This window comes from Streptomyces sp. NPDC033165 (genome assembly GCF_055577965.1).
In genome coordinates, this window is the sequence record NZ_JBVIPK010000008.1 from 321,498 (window position 1) to 341,410 (window position 19,913).

Genomic DNA, 19,913 nt, shown 5'->3' on the forward strand with positions numbered 1-19,913 from the left:
CCGCCCCGACCGCAAGGAGTCGCCCGGCCGATGAACAGCACCGAATTGGGCGATCTGTGGGATCGCGTGACCGGCACCCAGCCCGCGCCGGAGCAGTGGCTGGTGGTGGTGACGGCCACGCTCGCGCTCATCGCCGTCGTACCGAACCCGATATGGCGGCTGGCCCGCAACACGATCACCATCGCGCACGAGGGCGGCCACGGCCTGGTGGCCCTGCTCACCGGACGGCAGCTCTCCGGCATCCGGCTGCACTCGGACACCAGCGGACTGACCGTCAGCCGCGGCAAGCCGACGGGGATCGGCATGATCCTCACCGCCGCGGCCGGCTACACGGCACCCTCGCTGCTGGGCCTGGGCGGCGCCTGGCTGCTCACCAACGGCCGGATCACCCTGCTGCTGTGGGTGGCGACGGCGCTGCTCGCGGTGATGCTGGTGATGATCCGCAATGTGTACGGGGCGCTCACCGTCATCCTGACCGGCACCGCCTTCCTGCTGGTGTCCTGGCTGGCCGCCTCGGACGTCCAGTCGGCGTTCGCGTACGCGGTGGTGTGGTTCCTGCTGCTGGGCGGGGTGCGGCCGCCGTTCGAGCTCCAGTCCAAGCGGCGCTTCGGGGGTGCCCCGGACTCCGACGCGGACCAGTTGGCCCGACTGACCCACGCCCCGGCCGCGCTGTGGCTGTTCCTCTTCCACGCGGTGTCGCTGTGCTCGCTGATCGGCGGAGGGCGATGGCTGCTGGGCTGGTGAGGCGTGCCCGGCCGCTCCGGCCCGTACCACTCTTTCGTTACGGACCGGTTTCCGCCCTTTTCATCAGGATCCTGGTTCGCGCGGAACCACTAAAGTGATGGCCATGACCGAGAGTTCCGTGCACCCCGCCCTCTGGCCCGCCCCCCACGCGAGCGGAGCCGTCGACGCGACCGTCACCGTGCCCGGATCGAAATCGGTCACCAACCGGGCGCTCGTCCTGGCCTCGCTGGCCTCCGAGCCGGGCTGGCTGCGCCGCCCGCTGCGCTCCCGCGACACCCTGCTGATGGCCCAGGCGCTCCGCGCGATGGGCGTCGGCATCGAGGAGACGGTCTCCTCGTCCTCCGCGACCAGCCCCTCCGCCGCGAGCGGCCCGGACGCCTCCGGCGAGGCCTGGCGGGTCATCCCGGCCGGGCTGCACGGCCCGGCCACCGTCGACGTCGGCAACGCCGGCACGGTCATGCGCTTCCTGCCGCCCGTCGCCACGCTCGCCGACGGCCCGATCCGTTTCGACGGCGACCCCCGCTCCTACGAGCGGCCCCTGACCGGCGTGATCGAGGCCCTGCGGGCACTGGGCGCGCGGATCGACGATGACGGGCGCGGGGCGCTGCCGCTGACCGTGCACGGGGGCGGGGCGCTGGACGGCGGCCCGGTGGCGATCGACGCGTCGTCGTCCTCGCAGTTCGTCTCGGCGCTGCTGCTCTCCGGGCCGCGCTTCAACCAGGGCGTGGAGGTCCGGCACACCGGTTCCGTCCTGCCCTCGATGCCGCACATCCGGATGACCGTCGACATGCTGCGGGCCGTCGGCGCGCAGGTGGACGAGCCGGAGACGGGCGGCGAGCCGAACGTATGGCGGGTCTCCCCCTCCGCACTCCTCGGCCGGGATCTGACGGTCGAGCCGGACCTCTCCAACGCCCAGCCGTTCCTGGCCGCGGCGCTGGTGACCGGGGGCAGGGTCACCATCCCCGACTGGCCGGAACGCACCACACAGCCGGGTGACGCGCTGCGCGAGATCTTCACCGAGATGGGCGGCAGCTGCGAGCTGACCGAACGCGGTCTGACCTTCACCGGCACGGGCCGTATCCACGGCATCGACGTGGACCTCGGCGAGGTCGGCGAGCTGACCCCGGGCATCGCGGCGGTCGCGGCGCTGGCCGACTCGCCCTCCACCCTGCGGGGCGTGGCCCATCTGCGGCTGCACGAGACGGACCGGCTGGCGGCGCTGACCAAGGAGATCAACGAGCTCGGCGGCGACGTCACCGAGACGGCCGACGGGCTGCACATCCGCCCGCGCCCGCTGCACGGCGGCGTCTTCCACACGTACGACGACCACCGCATGGCCACCGCCGGTGCGGTCATCGGCCTCGCGGTGAAGGGCGTGGAGATCGAGAACGTGGGCACGACCGCCAAGACCCTGCCGGACTTCCCGGACATGTGGACCGGAATGCTCGGGGCCTAGGGACCATGCGCCGCTACGGGAAGAACCCCGACGAGGACGACATCCGCGTCCGCCCCAACCGCAAGGGCAACCGGCCGCGCACGCACATCCGGCCCAAGCACGAGGACGCCGAGGACGGCATGGTCCTCACCGTCGACCGGGGCCGGCTCACCTGCCTCGTCGACGGCCGGACCGTGGTGGCGATGAAGGCCCGCGAGCTGGGCCGCAAGGCCGCGGTGGTGGGCGACACCGTCTCCATCGTCGGGGACCTGTCCGGCGAGAAGGACACCCTGGCCAGGATCGTGCGGATCGGCGAGCGCCGCACGGTGCTGCGCCGCACGGCGGACGACGACGATCCCTACGAGCGGGTGGTCGTCGCCAACGCGGACCAGCTGGCGATCGTCACCGCGCTGGCCGACCCCGAGCCGCGTCCGCGCATGATCGACCGCTGTCTGGTGGCGGCGTACGACGGCGGGCTGACCCCGCTGCTGGTGCTCACCAAGTCCGACCTGGCCCCGCCGGACAAGCTGCTGGAGGCGTACACCCCGCTCGGCGTCCCGTACATCGTGACGAGCCGCGAGGAGCTGGAGACCGGGGACGCGGCGGACCGGGTGCGCGAGCAGCTTGAGGGCCGGGTCACCGCCTTCGTCGGCCATTCCGGGGTCGGGAAGACGACCCTGGTGAACGCCCTGGTACCGAAGGACCGGCGGCGCACCACGGGCATCGTCAACGCGGTCACCGGCCGGGGCCGGCACACCACCACCTCCGCCCTCGCGCTGCCGTTGCCGGGCGACCGGGGCTGGGTGGTCGACACCCCGGGCGTCCGCTCCTTCGGGCTGCACCACGTCGACCCGACGCGCGTCATCCACGCCTTCCCCGACCTGGAACCGGGCACCGGGAACTGCCCGCGCGGCTGCACCCACGACGAGAACCAGCCCGAATGCGCACTGCCTGCCTGGGTGGCCGGGGGGCACGCGGATCCGGCCCGGCTGGACTCCCTGCACCGGCTGCTCGCGACACGGGAACGGCGCGAGGGCGACTGACCGGAATCGTTCGGTGCGTCCCCTGGGACGTTTGCGCGATTCAACGACTGGTAAAGGCATAATCGCACCGAGCGGGACGAAGCCGTCACCTATCTGGAGGGCACCGACGATGCCGTGGCTGCTGGTCGTGGTCGCTGGACTGCTGGAGACCGGCTTCGCCGTGTGTCTGAAGCTCTCCCACGGGTTCACCCGTCTCTGGCCGACGATCGCGTTCGCCGCGTTCGCACTCGGCAGCTTCGGCCTGCTGACCATGGCGCTGAAGAAGCTGGACGTCGGCCCGGCGTACGCGGTGTGGACCGGGATCGGCGCGGCCGGTACGGCGATCTACGGCATGGTCTTCCTCGGGGACGTCGTCTCGACGCTGAAGCTGGTGTCGATCTCCCTGGTGATCATCGGGGTCATGGGCCTCCAGCTGTCCGGCTCCGCGCACTGACCCGGGCGGCACCGGCCGCCTGGTGGTGGTCGGCGGTGCCGGACGCCTGCCGTACGAGCCGGAGCGCGTGACCGTCCGCCGCGTCGTCCCCCGGCACCGGGGCGATCACACAGGACAGTGCGATCCGTAACGCGATCTCGTAGCGCTCGGTGTCGTCGGTGGCGTAGCCGCGCTCGGCTGTGCTGCCGGGCGCCGGGGGCTGGGCCGCCCGCACCCGGTCCCGTACCAGCGCGAGCAGCACCCCGGGGGCCGGGGGCCGCTTCGGGCGGGGCAGCCCGTCCTCCCAGAACCCCGTGAGGAGGGCCTTGACCAGCGCGTCCTGGCGGGCCGCCCGTACGGTCCAGAGCGCGACGGCGGCCGGGCGGTCGGGCGCGGGGGCGGTCAGGGCGCGGTCGACCCCGGCCAGGTAGCCGTCGGCGGCCCGCCGCAGCAGGGCCCCGGCCAGCCCGTCCTTGGTGCCGAACTCGTTGTGGAGGGTCTGCCGGGACACCCCGGCCAGTGCGGCGACCTCGACCAGGCGCACCGTGTGCCAGGGCCGGTCGGCGAGCGCTCTGAGGGCGGCGTCCAGCAGGGCCTGCCGCGCTGTCGGCATCATCGCCTCCCCCGCCCCGGAACTGCGATTCAGAGTTGACGTGCTCCCGGGGGCTGTCAAGGGTCCGCGCGCGGGCCGGAGGGCGGGCCGGGGGGGGCGGGCCGGGGGTGCTGTAGCCCGCGGCCCGCGGCGCTGGATACTGTGACGGCATGCCCGACTACCACGATGATCTGCGCCTTGCCCATGTACTGGCCGACGCCGCCGACGCGGCCACGATGGAGCGGTTCAAGGCTCTCGACCTGAAGGTCGAGACCAAGCCGGACATGACGCCGGTGACCGAGGCCGACAAGGCCGCCGAGGCGTTGATCCGGGGCCACTTGCAGCGGGCCCGCCCGAGGGACGCGATCCTGGGCGAGGAGTACGGGGTCGAGGGCAGCGGGCCCCGGCGCTGGGTGATCGACCCGATCGACGGCACCAAGAACTACGTACGCGGTGTGCCGGTGTGGGCGACGCTGATCTCGCTGATGGAGGCGGGGGAGCAGGGCTTCCAGCCGGTGGTCGGAGTGGTCTCCGCGCCCGCGCTGAACCGGCGCTGGTGGGCGGCGAAGGGCGCGGGCGCGTTCTCCGGCCGCAGCCTCACCTCGGCGACCCGGCTCCAGGTGTCGAAGGTGGAGAACATCGCGGACTCCTCGTTCGCGTTCTCGTCGCTGTCCGGCTGGGAGGAGAAGGGCCTGCTCGACGGGCTCCTCGACCTGACCCGGGCCTGCTGGCGGACGCGGGGCTACGGGGACTTCTGGCCGTACATGATGGTCGCGGAGGGTTCCGTGGACATCTGCGCGGAGCCGGAGCTGTCGCTGTGGGACATGGCGGCGAACGCGATCATCGTCCAGGAGGCGGGCGGCCGGTTCACCGGCCTGGACGGGGCCGACGGTCCGGGCGGCGCCGATGCGGCGGCCTCGAACGGGCTGCTCCACGACGAGTTGCTGGGCTATCTCAACCAGCGCTACTGAGTTCCGCGTGCGTGCGCACTCCCCCGGCGCACGCCCGGTCCACCCCTTGTCGACCCGCCCCAAGGGTGCAACTCTGAGAGTCCCCCCACTTGTGAACTTGTGAATCGACTCACACAGTCGGCTCACCGAGGAGGTGGCTCGTTTCATGCTCGTCCGTGACGCCATGAGCACGGTGGTCCTCACCATCGGCCCCACCCACACGCTCCGCCAGGCGGCCCGGCTGATGTCGGCCCGGCGCATCGGAGCAGCCGTCGTCCACGACCCGGACACCTGCGGGCTCGGGATCATCACCGAGCGCGACATCCTCGACGCGATCGGATCCGGCCAGGATCCCGATCGGGAGACCGCGTCCGCCCACACCACCACCGACGTGGTGTTCGCCGCCCCGGCCTGGACGCTGGAGGAGGCCGCGGAAGCCATGACGCACGGAGGTTTCCGGCATCTGATCGTGCTGGACGACGACGGCCCGGTGGGGATCGTGTCGGTGCGCGACATCATCCGCTGCTGGGCGCCCACCCGTCGCGCGGTCGCCACGGCGGGCTGACGCCCGCTCCTCGCTCGGACGACCGGTGGGCCGGACCCCCGTGAGGGGATCCGGCCCACCGTCGACGACAGGCGTCCGGTCAGCCGCGAAGGGCCTGGACCGCGGCTTCCAGCCGCTTGCCGAAGTCACCGTCCGCCTGGCGGAAGTTGTTGATCGCGCGCTCGGCGATGTCGTCGCGCGAGACCTGGGCGATGAACCCGGCGAGGTTCTCGATCAGCCGGGACTTCTCGTCCTCGGAGAAGAGCCGGTAGAGGTTGCCCGCCTGCACGAAGTCGTTGTCCTCGGCGTGGCTGGGGGCCTCGTGGTTTCCGGTGCCGCCGGTGACCGGCAGCGGCTGCCACAGCGGCCGGTCGGTCTGGCGGGGGCCGCCGAAGCTGTTCGGCTCGTAGTTCTTGGCGCCCTTGTGGCGGCCGTCGTAGAGGAAGCCGTCCCGGCTGTTGGTCCGCGCCTCGGTGGCGTGCGGGCGGTTCACCGGCAGGTGGTCGGCGTTGATGCCGACGCGGTAGCGGTGGGCGTCGCCGTACGCGAACAGCCGGCCCTGGAGCATCTTGTCCGGGGACGGGCCGATGCCCGGGACGAAGTGCGCGGGGCTGAAGATCGACTGCTCGACCTCGGCGAAGATGTTCTCCGGATTCCGGTTGAGCTCCAGCGTGCCGATCTCGATCGGCGGGTAGTCCTCGTGCGGCCACACCTTGGTGAGGTCGAACGGGTTGAAGCGGTAGGTGGCCGCTTCCGCCGCGGGCATGATCTGGACCTGCACCGTCCAGGACGGGAACTCACCGCGCTCGATCGCCTCGCGCAGATCGCGCTGATGGCTGTCGGGGTCCTCACCGGCGAGCTTGTTGGCCTCTTCCTGGGTGAGGTTCTTGATGCCCTGGTCGGTCTTGAAGTGGTACTTGACCCAGAACACCTCGCCCGCCTCGTTGTTCCACTGGAACGTGTGCGAGCCGTAGCCGTTCATGTGGCGCAGCGTGGCAGGGATGCCCCGGTCACCGAAGAGCCAGGTCACCTGGTGCGTCGACTCCGGCGACAGGCCCCAGAAGTCCCAGACGTTGTCCGCCTCCTGCGAGCCGGTGTACGGATCGCGCTTCTGGGTGTGGATGAAGTCGGGGAACTTGATGGCGTCCTTGATGAAGAACACCGGAGTGTTGTTGCCGACGAGGTCGTAGTTGCCCTCTTCGGTGTAGAACTTCAGCGCGAAGCCGCGGGGGTCCCGCACGGCGTCGGCGGAGCCGAGGTTGCCCGCGACGGTGGAGAAGCGCAGGAACGTTTCGGTCTGCTTGCCGACCTCGGAGAGGAACTTCGCCCGGGTCCACTGCGAGACATCGCGGGTCAGCGTGAACGTGCCGTACGCACCGGCGCCGCGGGCGTGCACGATGCGCTCCGGTATGCGCTCACGGTTGAAGTGGGCGAGCTTCTCCAGCAGCGCCTGGTCCTGGACGAGAACCGGACCGCCGGCACCCGCCGTCTCACTGTTCTGGTTGTCGGCGACCGGAGCCCCGGCCTCCGTGGTGAGCGGTCCCTGCGTCATGTGCGCCTCCTGCGTCATGTCCCTGCGCAGCGGTCCTTATCTGCACAGCTTCCGTACAGCCCTGCCCCTTGGCCAATACCGCTTCCGATCCTACAATGGACAATGTCTAAGTCAAGCGAGCATCCAAAGTCACACCCGATCGGGACTCCGTTCCCCCACTGTTAGGCTGGGCCCCATGAGCGACCTGCTGGAACGACTTCGTGGACGCGGCTGGCGCATGACGGCGCAGCGGCGTGTCGTGGCCGAGGTCCTCGACGGGGACCACGTGCACCTGACGGCGGACGAGGTCCACGCGAGGGCTGCCTCCAGGCTGCCCGAGATCTCGCGCGCCACCGTCTACAACACCCTCGGCGAGATGGTGTCCCTCGGCGAGGTGCTGGAGGTCTCCACCGACCGCCGGGCCAAGCGCTACGACCCGAACGCGCACCGCCCCCACCACCACCTGGTGTGCGCCCGGTGCGGCGCGATCAGGGACGTGCATCCCGCGGGCAACCCGCTGGCGGACCTGCCGACGGACGAGCGCTACGGCTTCACGGTCTCCGGCGTGGAAGTGACGTACCGCGGCGTCTGCCCGAACTGCGCCGCCACAGCCTGAGCACTTCCCATCCGAGCACTTCGGGGCCCGCCTCGCACGAGGCGGGCCCCGCGCTCTTCCCGGCCCTCTTCCCTCCGGGAATGACGAAGGCCCGGATCCCATGGGATCCGGGCCTTCGTCTTTTCAGTAGCGGGGACAGGATTTGAACCTGCGACCTCTGGGTTATGAGCCCAGCGAGCTACCGAGCTGCTCCACCCCGCGTCGATGAATGCAACATTACGTCAGCAGGTCGAACAGCGCAAATTCATTCAGCCGGCCCCCAGGGCCGTCCGGCGATCGAGCCTTTCGGCGATGCGGGGCCGTCCAGCGGTCCAGCCCTTCCGGGCGTTACGCGGTGAGCTCCTGGTGGAGCGCCTCGCGCAGCCGGGCCGCCCGCTCCGCCACCTCGGCCGGGCCCAGCTCGACGGCCCGCGCACACCAGCGCTGGCCCTCGGTGAGCTCGCCCCGGCGGGCGGCGAGCAGCGCCAGGCGCAGGGCCGCACGGCCGTGGCCCGCGTTCGCCGCGTGGCTCCACCACAGGGCGGCCTCGCGCTCGCTGCCCTCACGGGCGAGCAGCAGCCCGAGGTTGAACGCCCCGTTGCGGCTGCCCGCCTCGGCGGCCTCCCGGTACCAGTGGGCGGCGCTCTCCATGTCCCCGCGGGCGGCGGCGAGCATGCCGACGCGGACCTGGGCGCGGCGGTGGCCCTGCTGGGCGGCCCGCTCGTACCACTCCTCGCACTCGGTCTTCTCCGGCATCGGCTCGCCGAGCGCGGGCGGTCCCGGCGGAGGCTGGCGCGCGTCCAGCACCCCGGCGAGCCGGAACGCCGCCTCGGCGCTGCCGCCACCCGCCGCGCAGCGCAGGTGCCGCTCGGCCTCGCGGTCCTCGCCGTCGCGCAGCAGGGCCATGGCGACCTGGAGCGCGGCGTCGGTGTGCCCGGCAGCGGCCGCCCGCTGGTACCAGCCGAGCGCCGTACGGTCCTCGTCGCGCCCGGCGTGCAGGATGCCGAGGTTGAACGCGGCGTCCACGCTGCCCGCCTCGGCCGCCTTGGAGAACCAGGGCTCGGCCCCGGTGTGGTCCCCTGCCTGGAGGAGCAGCACGGCGAGCGCGTTGGCGGCCTCGCGGTGTCCCGCGTACGCGGCCCGGCGGTACCACTGCTCGGCCTGCGGGGTACGGTCCTGGGCAGCGCAGAGCAGCCCCAGGTTGTACGCACCGTTGACGTCTCCGGCGTCCATGGCCGCCCGGTACCAGCGCTCGGCGGTCTGCTGCTCACCGCGCGCCGCGTGCAGGGCCCCCAGCGCGTTGGCGGCGTTGCCGTCGCCGTCCTGGGCGGCGCGCAGCCACCACACGGCGGCGCTCTCCTCGTCGCCCGCGTCGCGCAGCAGGAAGCCGAGGGCACAGGCGGCGCGGGGCTCGCCGTCCTTGGCGGAGGTGAGGTACCAGCGGCCCGCCTCCTTGAGCTCGCCGCGCTGCTCCAGGATCGCGCCGAGGTGCAGCGCGGCCCGCCGGTGACCGCGGGCGGCTGCCTGGCGGTACCACTGCTCGGCCTCGCCGACCCGGCCGGCGGCGGGCCCCGCCACGGGGCTGTCGCCGTCGCCCGCGCTCCTGGCGTTCCTACCACTCTTGGCCTGCGCCGCGTTCGCCACGTTCCCCGCGCTCTTCGCGTCGGCGGCGTTCCCGGCGTTCGCCGCACCCGCCTCACGGACATCGGCCACGGGCACAGCCGGATCGCCGGGAAGGCCGAGGCCTGTTCCGGTCCTTCCGGAACCGGTGCCCCGGCCCAGGCCGAAGGCGTCGTGCGGGTCCTCCACGGCGTTCCGCTCCAGCGCGCGGGCCAGCCGGTAGGCCGCCTCGCGGTGGCCCTGCTCGGCGGCAGCACGCAGCCAGCGCTCGGCGCCGACGTCGCCACGGTGCTCCAGGAGGTCCGCCAGCGCGTAGGCGCCCAGCGCGTGTCCCTGCTCGGCGGACTGGCGCAGCCAGTACTCGGCACCCGGCTCGTCCCCGCGCTCGCGGAAGTGCCGGCCCAGGGCGTGCGCGGCGGCGGCGGACCCGGCCACGGCAGCGATGCGCCACCAGCCCGCGGCCTCGTCCGGGTAGCCGCGCTGGTGCAGCAGGACGCCCAGGTTGTTCGCGGCGGCCCGGTCCCCGTCGGCGGTGGCGGCGCGCAGATACTTCTCGGCACCGTCCAGCTCGCCCCGGCGCAGCAGCAGTGCGCCCAGGACGCTCATGGACGCGGTGTCCCCCGCGTCGGCGGCGCGTCGGTGCCGCGCCTCGGCCTCGGCGCTGTCCGCCGCGTCGACCGCGTCCGTGGTGGTCCCGTCGGAGGCTCTCGCCTCCAACGCGGCGGCTTCCCCCGCGGGTGTGCTGATACCCGGCACGGCCGCGCCGGCGATGGCGGCAGCGAAAGCCGCATCTACCGTGTTTTCCGCCTCTTGGCCGTGCCGCTGCACAAACCGCCCTGTCTCCAACAGAGTTGCCCTGTCCCCCATAAATACCATCGTCGCACCACCTGCAACCCGCGTACACCTGGTATACCGCGGCCAGTGAGGTCACTTCAGCGTTTTGTCGACATGCCCACAGGGAGACAAGTCAAACACGTCCGGACCCAACTGGTGCCCAGCGAACCGCACTTCACGCCCTCGACTCGCGAAAGACACGGCAGCGCGGACGACGGCATGACGAAGGCCCGGATCCCATCGGATCCGGGCCTTCGTCTTTTCAGTAGCGGGGACAGGATTTGAACCTGCGACCTCTGGGTTATGAGCCCAGCGAGCTACCGAGCTGCTCCACCCCGCGTCGTTGTGTTCAAACCGTACCACGACGCGGAGTGGGTCATTCTCAGCTGCCCTGGGCGCTGCCCTCCCCGGCTCCCTCGGCGGGCGCCGGCCTGCTGACGCTCGCGGGCTTGGCCGAACTCTCCGGCTCGGCATCGCCGTCCGGCTTGTCCGCACCGTCCGGCTTGGCGGCGTCGTCCGCCTTCTCGCCCTCGCTGCCCGGCTTGGGCTGCGCGGCGGCGGCCCGCTCAAGAGCCTCCTGGAGAGCGTCCTGCGCCTTGCCGTAGGCGGGCCAGTCCTGCTCCTTCAGCGCCTTCTCACCGTCCGTGTACGCCTTCTGGGCGTCCGCGATGGCCTTCTTGAGCGCCTCGTCGCCGGTGGCCGGGGGCTTGGTGGGCTCGTCCGGCTCACTGGGATCGGGCGGTGTCGTGTCCGAATCGCCGTCGACCCCGAAGACCGCGTTGAGCGCGTCTCCCAGATTGTTCTCGAAGACGATCTCCGAACCGTACGATGCGGCCACCTTGCGCAGCAGCGGGTAGTTCTGCGTGCCACCGCGCGTGTAGACCGGCTCGATGTAGAGGAAGCCGCCTTCGAGGGGAACCGTCAGCAGGTTTCCGTACTCGATGTCCGAGTCGGTGCCCTTGAGGTTCCTCACGAACTCGGCGACGTCGTCGTTACCGTTGAGCTCACTCTGTACCTGGCCCGGGCCCTTCACCGTTGAGGTGACCCGCAGGAGCCTCATGGTGCCGTAGTCCTTGCTGGCCGCGTCCGCGTTCACCGCCATGAAGGCCCCGAGGTTCGGGCGCCCCCTCGGGGTGAACGTGGTGGTCAGGGAGAACTCCTGCTCGCTCTGGCCCGGCATCTTCATGCTCAGGTAGTACGGCGGGACGGAACCCGGCTCCTTGTTCGTCGGGTCGTCCGGCACCTGCCACGCGTCGGAGCCGCTGTAGAACTGCGCGGGGTCCTCGACGTGGTAGCGGGTGAGCAGCTCACGCTGGACCTTGAAGAGGTCCTGGGGATACCGCAGGTGGTCCAGGAGGGTCTGCGGGATCTCCGAACGGGCCTCCACGGTGCCCGGGAACGCCTTGCGCCAGGTCTTGAGGACCGGGTCCTTGGTGTCCCACTCGTAGAGCTTGACCTTGCCGTCGTACGCGTCGACGGTGGCCTTCACCGAGTTGCGGATGTAGTTGACCTGGTTCTCCTGGGCGACGACCGCGCGCTGGTTGGTGGTCAGCGAGTCGGCCGTGGTGTCACCGAGCGTCGTACGGGACGCGTACGGGTAGCCGTTGGTCGTGGTGTAGGCGTCGACGATCCACTGGATCCGGCCGTCGACGACCGCCGGGTAGGCGTCGCCGTCGATGGTCAGCCACGGGGCGACCGCCTCGACGCGCTCCTTGGGCGTGCGGTTGTACAGAATCCGCGAGCCGTCACCGATGGCTCCCGAGTACATGATCTGCGGCTCGCTGAAAGCGACCGCGTACGCGGCACGGTTGAAGCCGTTGGAGAGGCTGACCCCGCTGTCGCCCTTGTAGCTGGTGGTCTTCTCGCCATCCTCCTCGTAGTCGAGCTCCTTCTGGGGCCCGCCGACGATGGAGTACTGCTCGGTCTTCTCGCCGTAGTAGACCCGCTGCTCGTACTTCCCGAACTCACCGGTGGACGGCAGACCCGACTCGGTGAAGTCCGGGGACCCCGTCGGGTTGGTGCCGGTGGTGGTGCCGCGGGCCGCGATGGCGCCGTAGCCGTGGGTGTACGTGAAGTGGTCGTTGATCCAGTTCCGCTTGGGCAGGCCCTGGATGTTCAGCTCACGCAGACCGATGATCGTGTCCTGCTCCTTGCCGTCCGCGCCCTTGTAGCGGTCGACGTCCAGCGTCTTGGGGAACTGGTAGTAGTTCCTGCGCTGCTGGAGCTGCTGGAAGGCCGGGGAGACGACGTTGGGGTCCATCACGCGGTAGCTGGCGGCCGTGTTGGCGGCGGCCCGCAACTTGGTGCCGTCCCCCTTGGTGGCCTGGCCCGCGTAGTCCTCCATCACCGCGTCGTCGATGTCGTACGCATCGCGTGTCGCGTCGATGTTCTTCTGGATGAACGGCGCTTCCTTGGCCTGCTCGTTCGGCTGGACCTGGAACTTCTGCACGATCGCCGGATAGAGCCCGCCGATCAGGATCGCCGACAGCACCATCAGGCCGAAGCCGATGACCGGCAGCTGCCAGGTGCGGCGCCACAGCGTCGCGAAGAACAGCACGGCACAGATCGCCGCGATGCAGAACAGGATGGTCTTCGCCGGGAGATAGGCGTTCGCGTCGACGTACCGCAGGCCCGTCCAGTTGTCCGCGGCCTTGAAGTCACTGGACTTCACCGCCAGGCCGTACCGGTCGAGCCAGTACGCCACGGCCTTCAGGGCGACGAAGATGCCGAGCAGCACCGAGAGGTGGCCGGTGGCCGCCGCGGTGGCACGGGCGCCGGGGCTGGTGATGCGCAGCCCGCCGTACAGGTAGTGGGTCAGGGCGGCGGCGATCAGCGACAGCACGGTCGCCGCGAAGCCGAAGCCCAGCAGGAAGCGATACCACGGCAGGTCGAAGGCGTAGAAGGCGACGTCCAGATTGAACTGGGGGTCCTTCTGGTTGAACGGCACGCCGTTGACATACATCAGCCACGTGCGCCACTGGCCGGAGGCGGATGCTCCGGCGATCAGCCCGACGAGTGCCGTGACGGCGAGCAGCACCCACTTCTTGAAGGGGGCGATGCTCATGCGATAGCGGTCCAGGCTCTGCTGCTCCAGGGACATCGCGCTCAGCGGCGGCCGGAGCCGGTGCGCGAGCCAGATGTTCACACCGATGGCCACGGCCATCAGCAGTCCGAAGACGAGGAAGAGCCCGATCTTGGTCCACAGGGTGGTGGTGAAGACGGATGAATACGCGACCGACCTGTACCAGAGCCAGTCCGTCCAGAACCCGGCGAACATGACGAAGGCCATGGCGAGGACCGCCAGGACGCCCAAAGTCATGAGCAGGGTTCGGGCGCGCCGGGACGGGCGGCCAACTCTGATCCGTGGCCCGGTCGGGCCTCCGCCGCGGTCCGGCATCTGGAAAGCCAACGTGCGCACCTCGAAGTTCGCGGTCGTGTGGAACAGGCCCAGCGATCCTAGAGCCCACCTATGCAACTTACTGAAGCTTTACCTAGTTCCCGTCTCCGGGGTAGGACGAGGCAGGATATTGCCCATGCCCAACGTTTCCCCCGCAGGACCCCCGATGGCCGCGAGTCCGCTCACCGTCGCCGTCCTCGAAATCGACGCCTACGCCTCCACCCTCGGCTGGGACCGGCCCGCGCGGCTGTTCGCCCTGGTCGACACCGACCGGCTGCGGTCCCAGGAGCCCGGCCTCGCCTCTCAGCTCGGCCTGGACGACCCCGGGTCCTCCGTCGCCGCCCTCACCCCGATCGAGCAGGACGAGCTGCCCCCGGGCACCGCGCTGGACGATTTCCTCGCCACCATCGCCTGGCCCGATGCGGTGGTCGGCTGCGCCATGACAGTGGAGCGGCTGATGCTGCCGCCGTCCGCCGAGGCCTCCGTACCGGAAGGGCTCAGCGACAAGCAGCTCACCCAGTGGGTGGCCAAGCACCCCGACCGGCAGGAGGTGCGGATGACCGTGGCCGTCCTGCGGGACGGGGCGCGCGAGTCCGCTGTCCGGCTGCGCGAGAAGGACTCCCCCACCGAGGTGCTGACGGGCGCCGGTCTGGTACCCGGTCTTGCCGAGGCGCTCGCGGCCACGTTCGAGTCCTGACCGGGCCGCCGCCCGGGTCCGTGGTACGGGGCCCGGGCGGCGCGGCCGTCAGCCTGCCGAGCAGCTCGGCAGGGCGCCGGTCTTCCCGGCGCGGATCTGCTCCAGCGACTTCTTGGCGTCCTCGATGGTCTTGACCCGGACCAGGGTGAGTCCGCTCGGGGTGTCGGCCGCGGCCGAAGCGCAGTTGTCGTCGGGGGTGAGGAAGTAGCGTGCGCCGGCCTCGCGGGCGCCGACCAGCTTCATGGTGATGCCGCCGATCGGGCCGACCTTGCCCGCGTCGTCGATCGTGCCGGTGCCCGCGACGAACTTCCCGCCGGTCAGATCGCCCGGGGTGAGCTTGTCGATGATGCCCAGGGAGAACATCAGCCCGGCGCTCGGCCCGCCGACGTCCGCCAGCTTGATGTCGATCTCGAACGGGAACGTGTGGTCCGTCCCGGCCGCGATCCCGACGATCGCGCGCCCCTCCTCACCGCCGTCGCCGCCGTCCTTGGAGGCGGGAGCCTTCGCGGTGGTGATGGTGATCTTCTCTTCGCCCTCGGGGGTCCGGCCCGCCTTCTCTGCCGCCACCGCCTCCTTGGCGGGGACGATGGTGAAGATGACGTCCTCGCCGGGCCGGTGCTCGGTGACCAGCTTCGCCACATCACCGGGTTCCTTGACCGCCGTGCCGTCGACGGCCCTGATCACGTCGCCCGCGTGCAGCTTGCCCTGGGCGGGACTGTCCTTGACCACCGAGGAGACCACGACCTGCGTGGACACCGGGATCTTCAGCTCCTTCAGGGCGGCCACCTTGGCGCTCTCCTGGGACTGGCTGAACTCCTCGGCGTTCTCCTGGGTGGACTCCTCCTCGGTCTTGCCGTCCGGGTAGAGGGTGTCGTGCGGCACCACGACGCTGTCGTGGGCCATCCAGCCGTAGACGGCCTCGACGAGGTTCATCCGGTACTCCGCTCCGGTGACGCGGACCGTCGTCATGTTGAGGTGCCCGGAGGTCGGGTACGTCTTGCGACCGGAGATCTGCAGTACGGGCTCGCCACGCGCTTCGCCCAGGGTGTTGACCGTCGGTCCGGGAGACATCTCCGCATACGGCACTTTGATCAGCACGCCGACGCAGAGCAGCGCGATGAGGACGAGGGTGGAAGCGAGCATCGTCGCGGTGCGGCGTGGCATGGAACGACAGTACGGGAAGGGCCTGTCAGTGCACCGCCGGGGCCGGTCCGTACGGGGAGACCGGTACGCGGCGGCAGGGCCTCACGCGGCGTTCGACGGTCTTCAGAGAGCCTCGGAACCGGAGTGCGACTTCTCCATCGCGTCACGGAACCTGGCGTAGCCGGCGAGTTCGGTGACATCGCCGGTCGTGCGATTACGAGCAGCCCAGCTCGCCCATATCGCACCGCCGACAGCAGCAAAAAACGGAATCAGCAGCCAAGCGAGTGCTCCCATCACGACCTCCCTACCCCATGAGCGACCGGATGCCCGATCAGCAGATTAACGATCCGGAAGACCAACGCTCGCGGCGGGGGTGCGGTTACGCAAATCGGGGCTGATCCGCCCCGGTCCGGTTTGCGCTCAGCAGGCTCCGACCCACTCCTCCGTACCGTCCGAGAAGCGCTGGTGCTTCCAGATCGGAACTTGGTGCTTGAGGTCGTCGATGAGCTTGCGGCAGGCCTCGAAGGCCTCGCCGCGGTGCGGGCAGGCGACGGCCACGACCACGGCCAGATCGCCCACCTCCAGTTCACCCACACGGTGGACTGCTGCCAGGGCCCGGACCGGGAAGTCGGCCACGACCTTTTCGGCCACCCGGCGCAGCTCGTCCCCGGCGGAGGGGTGGCAGGAATAGCCGAGGGCGCCGACGTCCTGTCCCGCGTCGTGGTTGCGCACGGTGCCGACGAAGAGCGCGATGCCGCCCGCCGCGTCGTCCCCGACAGCGCGGAAGATCTCGTCGACGGAGAGCGGGGTCTCCCGGATCGCCAGCAGCCTGATGGGGTCCGAAGCCGCCAGCTCACCGGGGTGGTCGTGGGTGCGTGCCATGCCTCCATCGTGCCGTACGGCACTGACATCCCGGAATTGCGTGTTCGCCCGGCGGCAGGCCTCCCGGGTTGGAGCCTCCTACAGGGACCCGCCCAGCGGCCCGCTGCGGTGTGGCCGGTCAGATGCGGCGGCGGGCCTTGCGTGCGCGGCGGACCACTGCGGCGGCGCCGAGCAGGGCGACCGTGGCTCCGGCGGCTCCGGCGGCGGTGGCGTCCTTGCGGCCGAGGCGGCGTCCGGCGAGCGTGTGACGGCCCTCGACCTCTTCGAGGAGGGCGCCGAGCACCTCCTCGTTCGTCCACTTCGGCCGCCATCCCGCGTCGTGCAGCCGGCTGACGCTGACCACCCAGGGGTGCATCGTGTACGCCAGGTCACCGGCCGGGGAGGGGGTGAGGCCGATCCGGTGCAGCCGGGCGGCGGCCCCGAGAGCGACGGCGGAGGGCAGTTCCATCCGGCGTACGCCGCTGAGCTCCTCGACCTCCTCCTGTTCCAGCCAGCCGTCGCAGCCGACCGCGAACTCGCCGTCGATCCTCTCCAGGGCGGCGTACTCCAGGGCCGTCACCAGGTCCTCGACGTGGCAGAACTGCCAGGTGGGCCGCGATCCGGCGACGACCAGAAGGCGCGGCGACTCGAAGTAGCGGGTCAGGGCGGTGTCGGTGCCGCCGACCAGGACGGTGGGGCGCACGACGGTGACGTTGAGCCCGGGGTGGGCGCGGGGCGCGCGGCGGCCCAGCCGCTCGATCTCCAGGAGGTCGCCGACGCCGGTGGCCTCCGCGGTGGCGCGCAGCTCGGCGTCCTCGGAGAGCGGCACATCGTTGTCGGCCAGCGCCCCGTAGACCATCGCGGAGGTGCACAGCACGACCCGGTGAACCCCTGCGGCCGCCGCGGCGGTGAGGACCGTCTGGGTGCCCCGTACGTTGTACGCGGTACGGGCGGCGGGGTCGGTCTCCAGGTCGAGATCGAGGGCCAGGTGCACGACGACGTCCGCGCCGCGCAGCTTCTCGGCGATGGCCGGGTCCCGGACGTCCAGGATGTGCCAGGTCGCCTCGGAGACCTCGCCGCGGCGTTCGTCGATCGCGATGACCTGCTTGATCGCGTCGGATGCGGCGAGGTGCGCGGTCAGCAGCTCGCCGATGCCGGTCGCGGCGCCGGTGACCGCGACGACGGGGCCCCGGTTCCTGGGGGTCCTGGGACGTTTCTTTTCGGTTGTGCTTTCGGGCGAGGGGTCGGTCAGGTTTCGCGCTGCGCGAACCTGCGGATCTGGGGAACTCACCGGGCGTCTCCAGCGGTTGTCTTCAGTACGTACCCGAATGACGCGTACGTACCAGGTGGCGTCCATCCTGCCGCAGGCCGGGAGTCGGCGGAGCACTGAGGCCCGAAGCGGGCGTGGTGTCTACGCTGGATGGTGATGTCGGGCAGTCGCCGTCGGTTCGAGCCGGCGGCCCTAGGAGCCGAGGAAACCCGTGAGTGACACCCCATTCGGATTCGGCCTTCCGCCGGAGGAGCCGGAGAACGGCGACGAGGGCAAGAAGAAGGACCCCACCGAGGGTGGGCAGAGCGCGGGCGGGATGGGAAACCCGTTCGGCTTCGGTCCGGGAGCGGGCAGCGACAACCCGTTCGCCGCGATGTTCGGCTCGATGAATCCGAACGATCTCGGCGCGGCCTTCCAGCAGCTCGGTCAGATGCTGAGCTACGAGGGCGGTCCCGTGAACTGGGACATGGCCAAGCAGATCGCCCGCCAGACGGTCTCGCAGGGCACGCCGGACGGCACCAAGGACGCCAGTGTGGGCCCGTCGGAGCGCACGGCGGTCGACGAGGCGCTGCGGCTGGCGGACCTCTGGCTCGACGGCGTGACGTCGATGCCTTCCGGTTCGGTCTCCACCGTGGCGTGGAGCCGCGCGGAGTGGGTCGAGGCCTCGCTGCCGGCCTGGCAGCAGCTGGTCGACCCGGTGGCCGAGCGGGTGGGCCTGGCGATGGGCGATGTGCTGCCCGAGGAGATGCAGGCCATGGCGGGCCCGCTGATCGGCATGATGCGGTCGATGGGCGGCGCCATGTTCGGCCAGCAGATCGGCCAGGCCGTCGGTGTGCTGGCCGGTGAGGTGGTCGGTTCCACCGACATCGGGCTGCCGCTGGGCCCGGCGGGCAAGGCCGCGCTCCTCCCGCTGAACGTGGCGCGCTTCGGCAAGGACCTCAGCGTCCCGCAGGACGAGGTCCGGCTGTATCTGGCCCTGCGCGAGGCCGCTCACCAGCGGCTCTTCGCCCATGTGCCGTGGCTGCGGTCGCATCTGTTCGGTGCTGTCGAGGCGTACGCCCGTGGCATCAAGGTCGACACCAGCAAGCTGGAGGACGTCGTCGGCCAGTTCGACCCCTCGCAGCCGGAGCAGTTGCAGGACGCCCTTCAGCAGGGCATGTTCCAGCCCGAGGACACGCCTGAGCAGAAGGCGTCCCTGGCCCGGCTCGAAACGGCTCTCGCCCTGGTGGAGGGCTGGGTGGACGCGGTGGTCCACGAGGCCGCGAAGTCCCGGCTGACCTCGGCCGACGCGCTGCGCGAGACGATGCGCAGGCGGCGTGCCTCCGGTGGTCCGGCCGAGCAGACGTTCGCCACGCTCATCGGCCTCCAGCTGCGCCCGCGGCGGCTGCGGGACGCCTCGCGGCTGTGGGCCTCGCTCACGGACGCCCGGGGCCTGGAGGGCCGCGACGCGCTGTGGGCGCACCCGGACATGCTGCCGACCGCCCGCGACCTGGACGACCCGGACGGCTTCGTGCACCACGAGCAGGCCGACTTCTCCGAGCTGGACAAGATGCTCGGCGAGGCGGCGAAGGGCCCGCGGAAGCCCTCCGAGAACGATGAGGGCAAGGAAGACGGCAAGGACGGCCGCGACCAGTGACGCTGCACGACGACGCCACCCTCGTACTGAAGGGTTACGCCCCCGAGCACGGGACCGGCGACGGCCAGGCGGAGCTGCGCCAGGCCTATCTGGACCATCTGGCGCTGCACGGCGACGGCATGTGGAAGGCCTGCGAGGCCGGGCACCTGACGGCCAGCGCTCTGGTCATCGATCCCGAGCACGGCCGGGTGCTGCTCACGCTGCACCGGAAGCTGCGGATGTGGCTCCAGATGGGCGGACACTGCGAGCCGGGCGACGCCACGCTGGAGGCTGCGGCGCTCCGTGAGGCCACGGAGGAGTCCGGCGTACCGGGGCTCACGCTGCTGCCGGGCGGACCGGTCCGGCTGGACCGGCATCCCATTCCCTCCCCCTGCAACTGGCACCTGGATGTGCAGTACGCGGCGCTGGCCCCGGCCGGTGCGGCGGAGCGGATCAGCGAGGAGTCACTGGAGCTGCGCTGGTTCGCCTACGACGAGGTGGCCTCGGTGGCCGACACCTCCGTCGTACGGCTGCTGGAGGCGACGCGGTCCCGGCTGTAGCGGCAGGTTGAGAGATGTGTGTAAGGGGCGGCCTCTGTGGAGGCCGCCCCTTACGGCTGTGCTCTGCGGG

Annotated in this window: 18 protein-coding genes and 2 tRNA genes; 10 read left to right on the forward strand and 10 right to left on the reverse strand. The window is 70.9% G+C overall.

Features of this window, described 5'->3' with window-relative positions:
- Positions 1 to 30 precede the first annotated feature (30 nt).
- The 4 genes from ACZ5WC_RS21250 to ACZ5WC_RS21265 all read left to right on the forward strand — a co-directional run bounded on the left by ACZ5WC_RS21250 (position 31) and on the right by ACZ5WC_RS21265 (position 3,655).
- A complete protein-coding gene (locus tag ACZ5WC_RS21250) occupies positions 31 to 744 on the forward strand; it encodes a M50 family metallopeptidase (protein WP_468542255.1) in 714 nt (237 codons plus the stop codon).
- A gap of 103 nt (positions 745 to 847) precedes the next feature.
- A complete protein-coding gene (gene aroA, locus ACZ5WC_RS21255; protein ID WP_468542256.1) occupies positions 848 to 2,200 on the forward strand; it encodes a 3-phosphoshikimate 1-carboxyvinyltransferase in 1,353 nt (450 codons plus the stop codon).
- Positions 2,201 to 2,205: 5 nt separating this feature from the next.
- The gene (rsgA, locus tag ACZ5WC_RS21260) at positions 2,206 to 3,222 is read left to right on the forward strand and encodes a ribosome small subunit-dependent GTPase A (RefSeq protein WP_468542257.1); all 1,017 of its coding nucleotides are present in this window, start codon (positions 2,206 to 2,208) and stop codon (positions 3,220 to 3,222) included.
- A gap of 109 nt (positions 3,223 to 3,331) precedes the next feature.
- A complete protein-coding gene (locus ACZ5WC_RS21265) occupies positions 3,332 to 3,655 on the forward strand; it encodes a DMT family transporter (protein ID WP_468542258.1) in 324 nt (107 codons plus the stop codon).
- Here ACZ5WC_RS21265 and ACZ5WC_RS21270 read toward each other — a convergent pair.
- Positions 3,621 to 4,247, reverse strand: a complete 627-nt coding sequence (locus tag ACZ5WC_RS21270; protein ID WP_468542259.1) for a TetR family transcriptional regulator — start codon at positions 4,245 to 4,247, stop codon at positions 3,621 to 3,623. The two genes, ACZ5WC_RS21265 and ACZ5WC_RS21270, sit on opposite strands and share 35 nt — an antisense overlap.
- 149 nt (positions 4,248 to 4,396) lie before the next feature.
- Here ACZ5WC_RS21270 and hisN point away from each other — a divergent pair, with 149 nt between their 5' ends.
- Together hisN and ACZ5WC_RS21280 are read left to right on the forward strand one after the other, a co-directional pair.
- Positions 4,397 to 5,197, forward strand: a complete 801-nt coding sequence (gene hisN / locus ACZ5WC_RS21275) for a histidinol-phosphatase (RefSeq protein WP_468542260.1) — start codon at positions 4,397 to 4,399, stop codon at positions 5,195 to 5,197.
- Positions 5,198 to 5,342: 145 nt separating this feature from the next.
- Positions 5,343 to 5,741 carry a CBS domain-containing protein gene (locus ACZ5WC_RS21280; protein WP_096625776.1) on the forward strand — a complete coding sequence of 133 codons (399 nt, stop codon included), beginning with the start codon at positions 5,343 to 5,345 and terminating at the stop codon, positions 5,739 to 5,741.
- A gap of 79 nt (positions 5,742 to 5,820) precedes the next feature.
- On the opposite strand, the gene ACZ5WC_RS21285 is transcribed toward ACZ5WC_RS21280, so the two are convergent.
- Complete coding sequence (locus ACZ5WC_RS21285; protein ID WP_468542261.1) at positions 5,821 to 7,272, reverse strand: catalase; 1,452 nt, start codon at positions 7,270 to 7,272, stop codon at positions 5,821 to 5,823.
- Between the two features lie 175 nt (positions 7,273 to 7,447).
- Here ACZ5WC_RS21285 and ACZ5WC_RS21290 point away from each other — a divergent pair, with 175 nt between their 5' ends.
- On the forward strand, positions 7,448 to 7,867 hold the full coding sequence (locus ACZ5WC_RS21290; protein WP_468542262.1) for a Fur family transcriptional regulator: 420 nt from the start codon (positions 7,448 to 7,450) through the stop codon (positions 7,865 to 7,867).
- A 127-nt stretch (positions 7,868 to 7,994) separates the two neighbouring features.
- Here ACZ5WC_RS21290 and ACZ5WC_RS21295 read toward each other — a convergent pair.
- From ACZ5WC_RS21295 to ACZ5WC_RS21310, 4 genes are all read right to left on the reverse strand, one after another.
- Positions 7,995 to 8,068 (reverse strand) — tRNA-Met (locus ACZ5WC_RS21295).
- Positions 8,069 to 8,194: 126 nt separating this feature from the next.
- On the reverse strand, positions 8,195 to 10,342 hold the full coding sequence (locus ACZ5WC_RS21300) for a tetratricopeptide repeat protein (RefSeq protein WP_468542263.1): 2,148 nt from the start codon (positions 10,340 to 10,342) through the stop codon (positions 8,195 to 8,197).
- 224 nt (positions 10,343 to 10,566) lie between these two features.
- A tRNA-Met gene (locus tag ACZ5WC_RS21305) sits at positions 10,567 to 10,640 on the reverse strand.
- Between the two features lie 42 nt (positions 10,641 to 10,682).
- Entirely contained in the window at positions 10,683 to 13,697 is a 3,015-nt protein-coding gene (locus ACZ5WC_RS21310; RefSeq protein WP_468542309.1) for a UPF0182 family membrane protein, read from the reverse strand.
- A gap of 136 nt (positions 13,698 to 13,833) precedes the next feature.
- On the opposite strand from ACZ5WC_RS21310, the gene ACZ5WC_RS21315 reads away from it, so the two are divergent.
- Positions 13,834 to 14,394: a PPA1309 family protein gene (locus ACZ5WC_RS21315; protein ID WP_468542264.1), complete on the forward strand. Its 561-nt coding sequence runs from the start codon at positions 13,834 to 13,836 to the stop codon at positions 14,392 to 14,394.
- 48 nt (positions 14,395 to 14,442) lie between these two features.
- Here ACZ5WC_RS21315 and ACZ5WC_RS21320 read toward each other — a convergent pair whose 3' ends face one another.
- From ACZ5WC_RS21320 to ACZ5WC_RS21335, 4 genes are all read right to left on the reverse strand, one after another.
- Complete coding sequence (locus ACZ5WC_RS21320) at positions 14,443 to 15,558, reverse strand: YlbL family protein (protein ID WP_468542265.1); 1,116 nt, start codon at positions 15,556 to 15,558, stop codon at positions 14,443 to 14,445.
- 102 nt (positions 15,559 to 15,660) lie between these two features.
- Positions 15,661 to 15,831 carry a hypothetical protein gene (locus ACZ5WC_RS21325; RefSeq protein ID WP_311121437.1) on the reverse strand — a complete coding sequence of 57 codons (171 nt, stop codon included), beginning with the start codon at positions 15,829 to 15,831 and terminating at the stop codon, positions 15,661 to 15,663.
- Between the two features lie 126 nt (positions 15,832 to 15,957).
- Positions 15,958 to 16,419, reverse strand: a complete 462-nt coding sequence (locus ACZ5WC_RS21330) for a molybdenum cofactor biosynthesis protein MoaE (protein WP_468542266.1) — start codon at positions 16,417 to 16,419, stop codon at positions 15,958 to 15,960.
- A 118-nt stretch (positions 16,420 to 16,537) separates the two neighbouring features.
- The gene (locus ACZ5WC_RS21335) at positions 16,538 to 17,689 is read right to left on the reverse strand and encodes an SDR family oxidoreductase (RefSeq protein ID WP_468542267.1); all 1,152 of its coding nucleotides are present in this window, start codon (positions 17,687 to 17,689) and stop codon (positions 16,538 to 16,540) included.
- 190 nt (positions 17,690 to 17,879) lie between these two features.
- On the opposite strand from ACZ5WC_RS21335, the gene ACZ5WC_RS21340 reads away from it, so the two are divergent.
- Positions 17,880 to 19,304 carry a zinc-dependent metalloprotease gene (locus tag ACZ5WC_RS21340; protein ID WP_468542268.1) on the forward strand — a complete coding sequence of 475 codons (1,425 nt, stop codon included), beginning with the start codon at positions 17,880 to 17,882 and terminating at the stop codon, positions 19,302 to 19,304.
- Positions 19,301 to 19,843, forward strand: coding sequence for an NUDIX hydrolase (locus ACZ5WC_RS21345; protein ID WP_468542269.1), 543 nt, complete (start codon positions 19,301 to 19,303; stop codon positions 19,841 to 19,843). The genes ACZ5WC_RS21340 and ACZ5WC_RS21345 overlap by 4 nt, the downstream gene beginning before the upstream one ends.
- Positions 19,844 to 19,913: the final 70 nt, after the last annotated feature.

What these genes read in the sequence shown, in the direction of transcription:
- ACZ5WC_RS21250 (WP_468542255.1), top strand. Translation starts at nt 31, where the DNA reads ATGAACAGCACCGAATTGGGCGATCTGTGGGATCGCGTGACCGGCACC.
- aroA (WP_468542256.1), top strand. Translation starts at nt 848, where the DNA reads ATGACCGAGAGTTCCGTGCACCCCGCCCTCTGGCCCGCCCCCCACGCG.
- rsgA (WP_468542257.1), top strand. Translation starts at nt 2,206, where the DNA reads ATGCGCCGCTACGGGAAGAACCCCGACGAGGACGACATCCGCGTCCGC.
- ACZ5WC_RS21265 (WP_468542258.1), top strand. Translation starts at nt 3,332, where the DNA reads ATGCCGTGGCTGCTGGTCGTGGTCGCTGGACTGCTGGAGACCGGCTTC.
- ACZ5WC_RS21270 (WP_468542259.1), bottom strand. Translation starts at nt 4,247, where the DNA reads ATGCCGACAGCGCGGCAGGCCCTGCTGGACGCCGCCCTCAGAGCGCTC.
- hisN (WP_468542260.1), top strand. Translation starts at nt 4,397, where the DNA reads ATGCCCGACTACCACGATGATCTGCGCCTTGCCCATGTACTGGCCGAC.
- ACZ5WC_RS21280 (WP_096625776.1), top strand. Translation starts at nt 5,343, where the DNA reads ATGCTCGTCCGTGACGCCATGAGCACGGTGGTCCTCACCATCGGCCCC.
- ACZ5WC_RS21285 (WP_468542261.1), bottom strand. Translation starts at nt 7,272, where the DNA reads ATGACGCAGGGACCGCTCACCACGGAGGCCGGGGCTCCGGTCGCCGAC.
- ACZ5WC_RS21290 (WP_468542262.1), top strand. Translation starts at nt 7,448, where the DNA reads ATGAGCGACCTGCTGGAACGACTTCGTGGACGCGGCTGGCGCATGACG.
- ACZ5WC_RS21300 (WP_468542263.1), bottom strand. Translation starts at nt 10,342, where the DNA reads ATGGTATTTATGGGGGACAGGGCAACTCTGTTGGAGACAGGGCGGTTT.
- ACZ5WC_RS21310 (WP_468542309.1), bottom strand. Translation starts at nt 13,697, where the DNA reads ATGCCGGACCGCGGCGGAGGCCCGACCGGGCCACGGATCAGAGTTGGC.
- ACZ5WC_RS21315 (WP_468542264.1), top strand. Translation starts at nt 13,834, where the DNA reads ATGCCCAACGTTTCCCCCGCAGGACCCCCGATGGCCGCGAGTCCGCTC.
- ACZ5WC_RS21320 (WP_468542265.1), bottom strand. Translation starts at nt 15,558, where the DNA reads ATGCCACGCCGCACCGCGACGATGCTCGCTTCCACCCTCGTCCTCATC.
- ACZ5WC_RS21325 (WP_311121437.1), bottom strand. Translation starts at nt 15,831, where the DNA reads ATGGGAGCACTCGCTTGGCTGCTGATTCCGTTTTTTGCTGCTGTCGGC.
- ACZ5WC_RS21330 (WP_468542266.1), bottom strand. Translation starts at nt 16,419, where the DNA reads ATGGCACGCACCCACGACCACCCCGGTGAGCTGGCGGCTTCGGACCCC.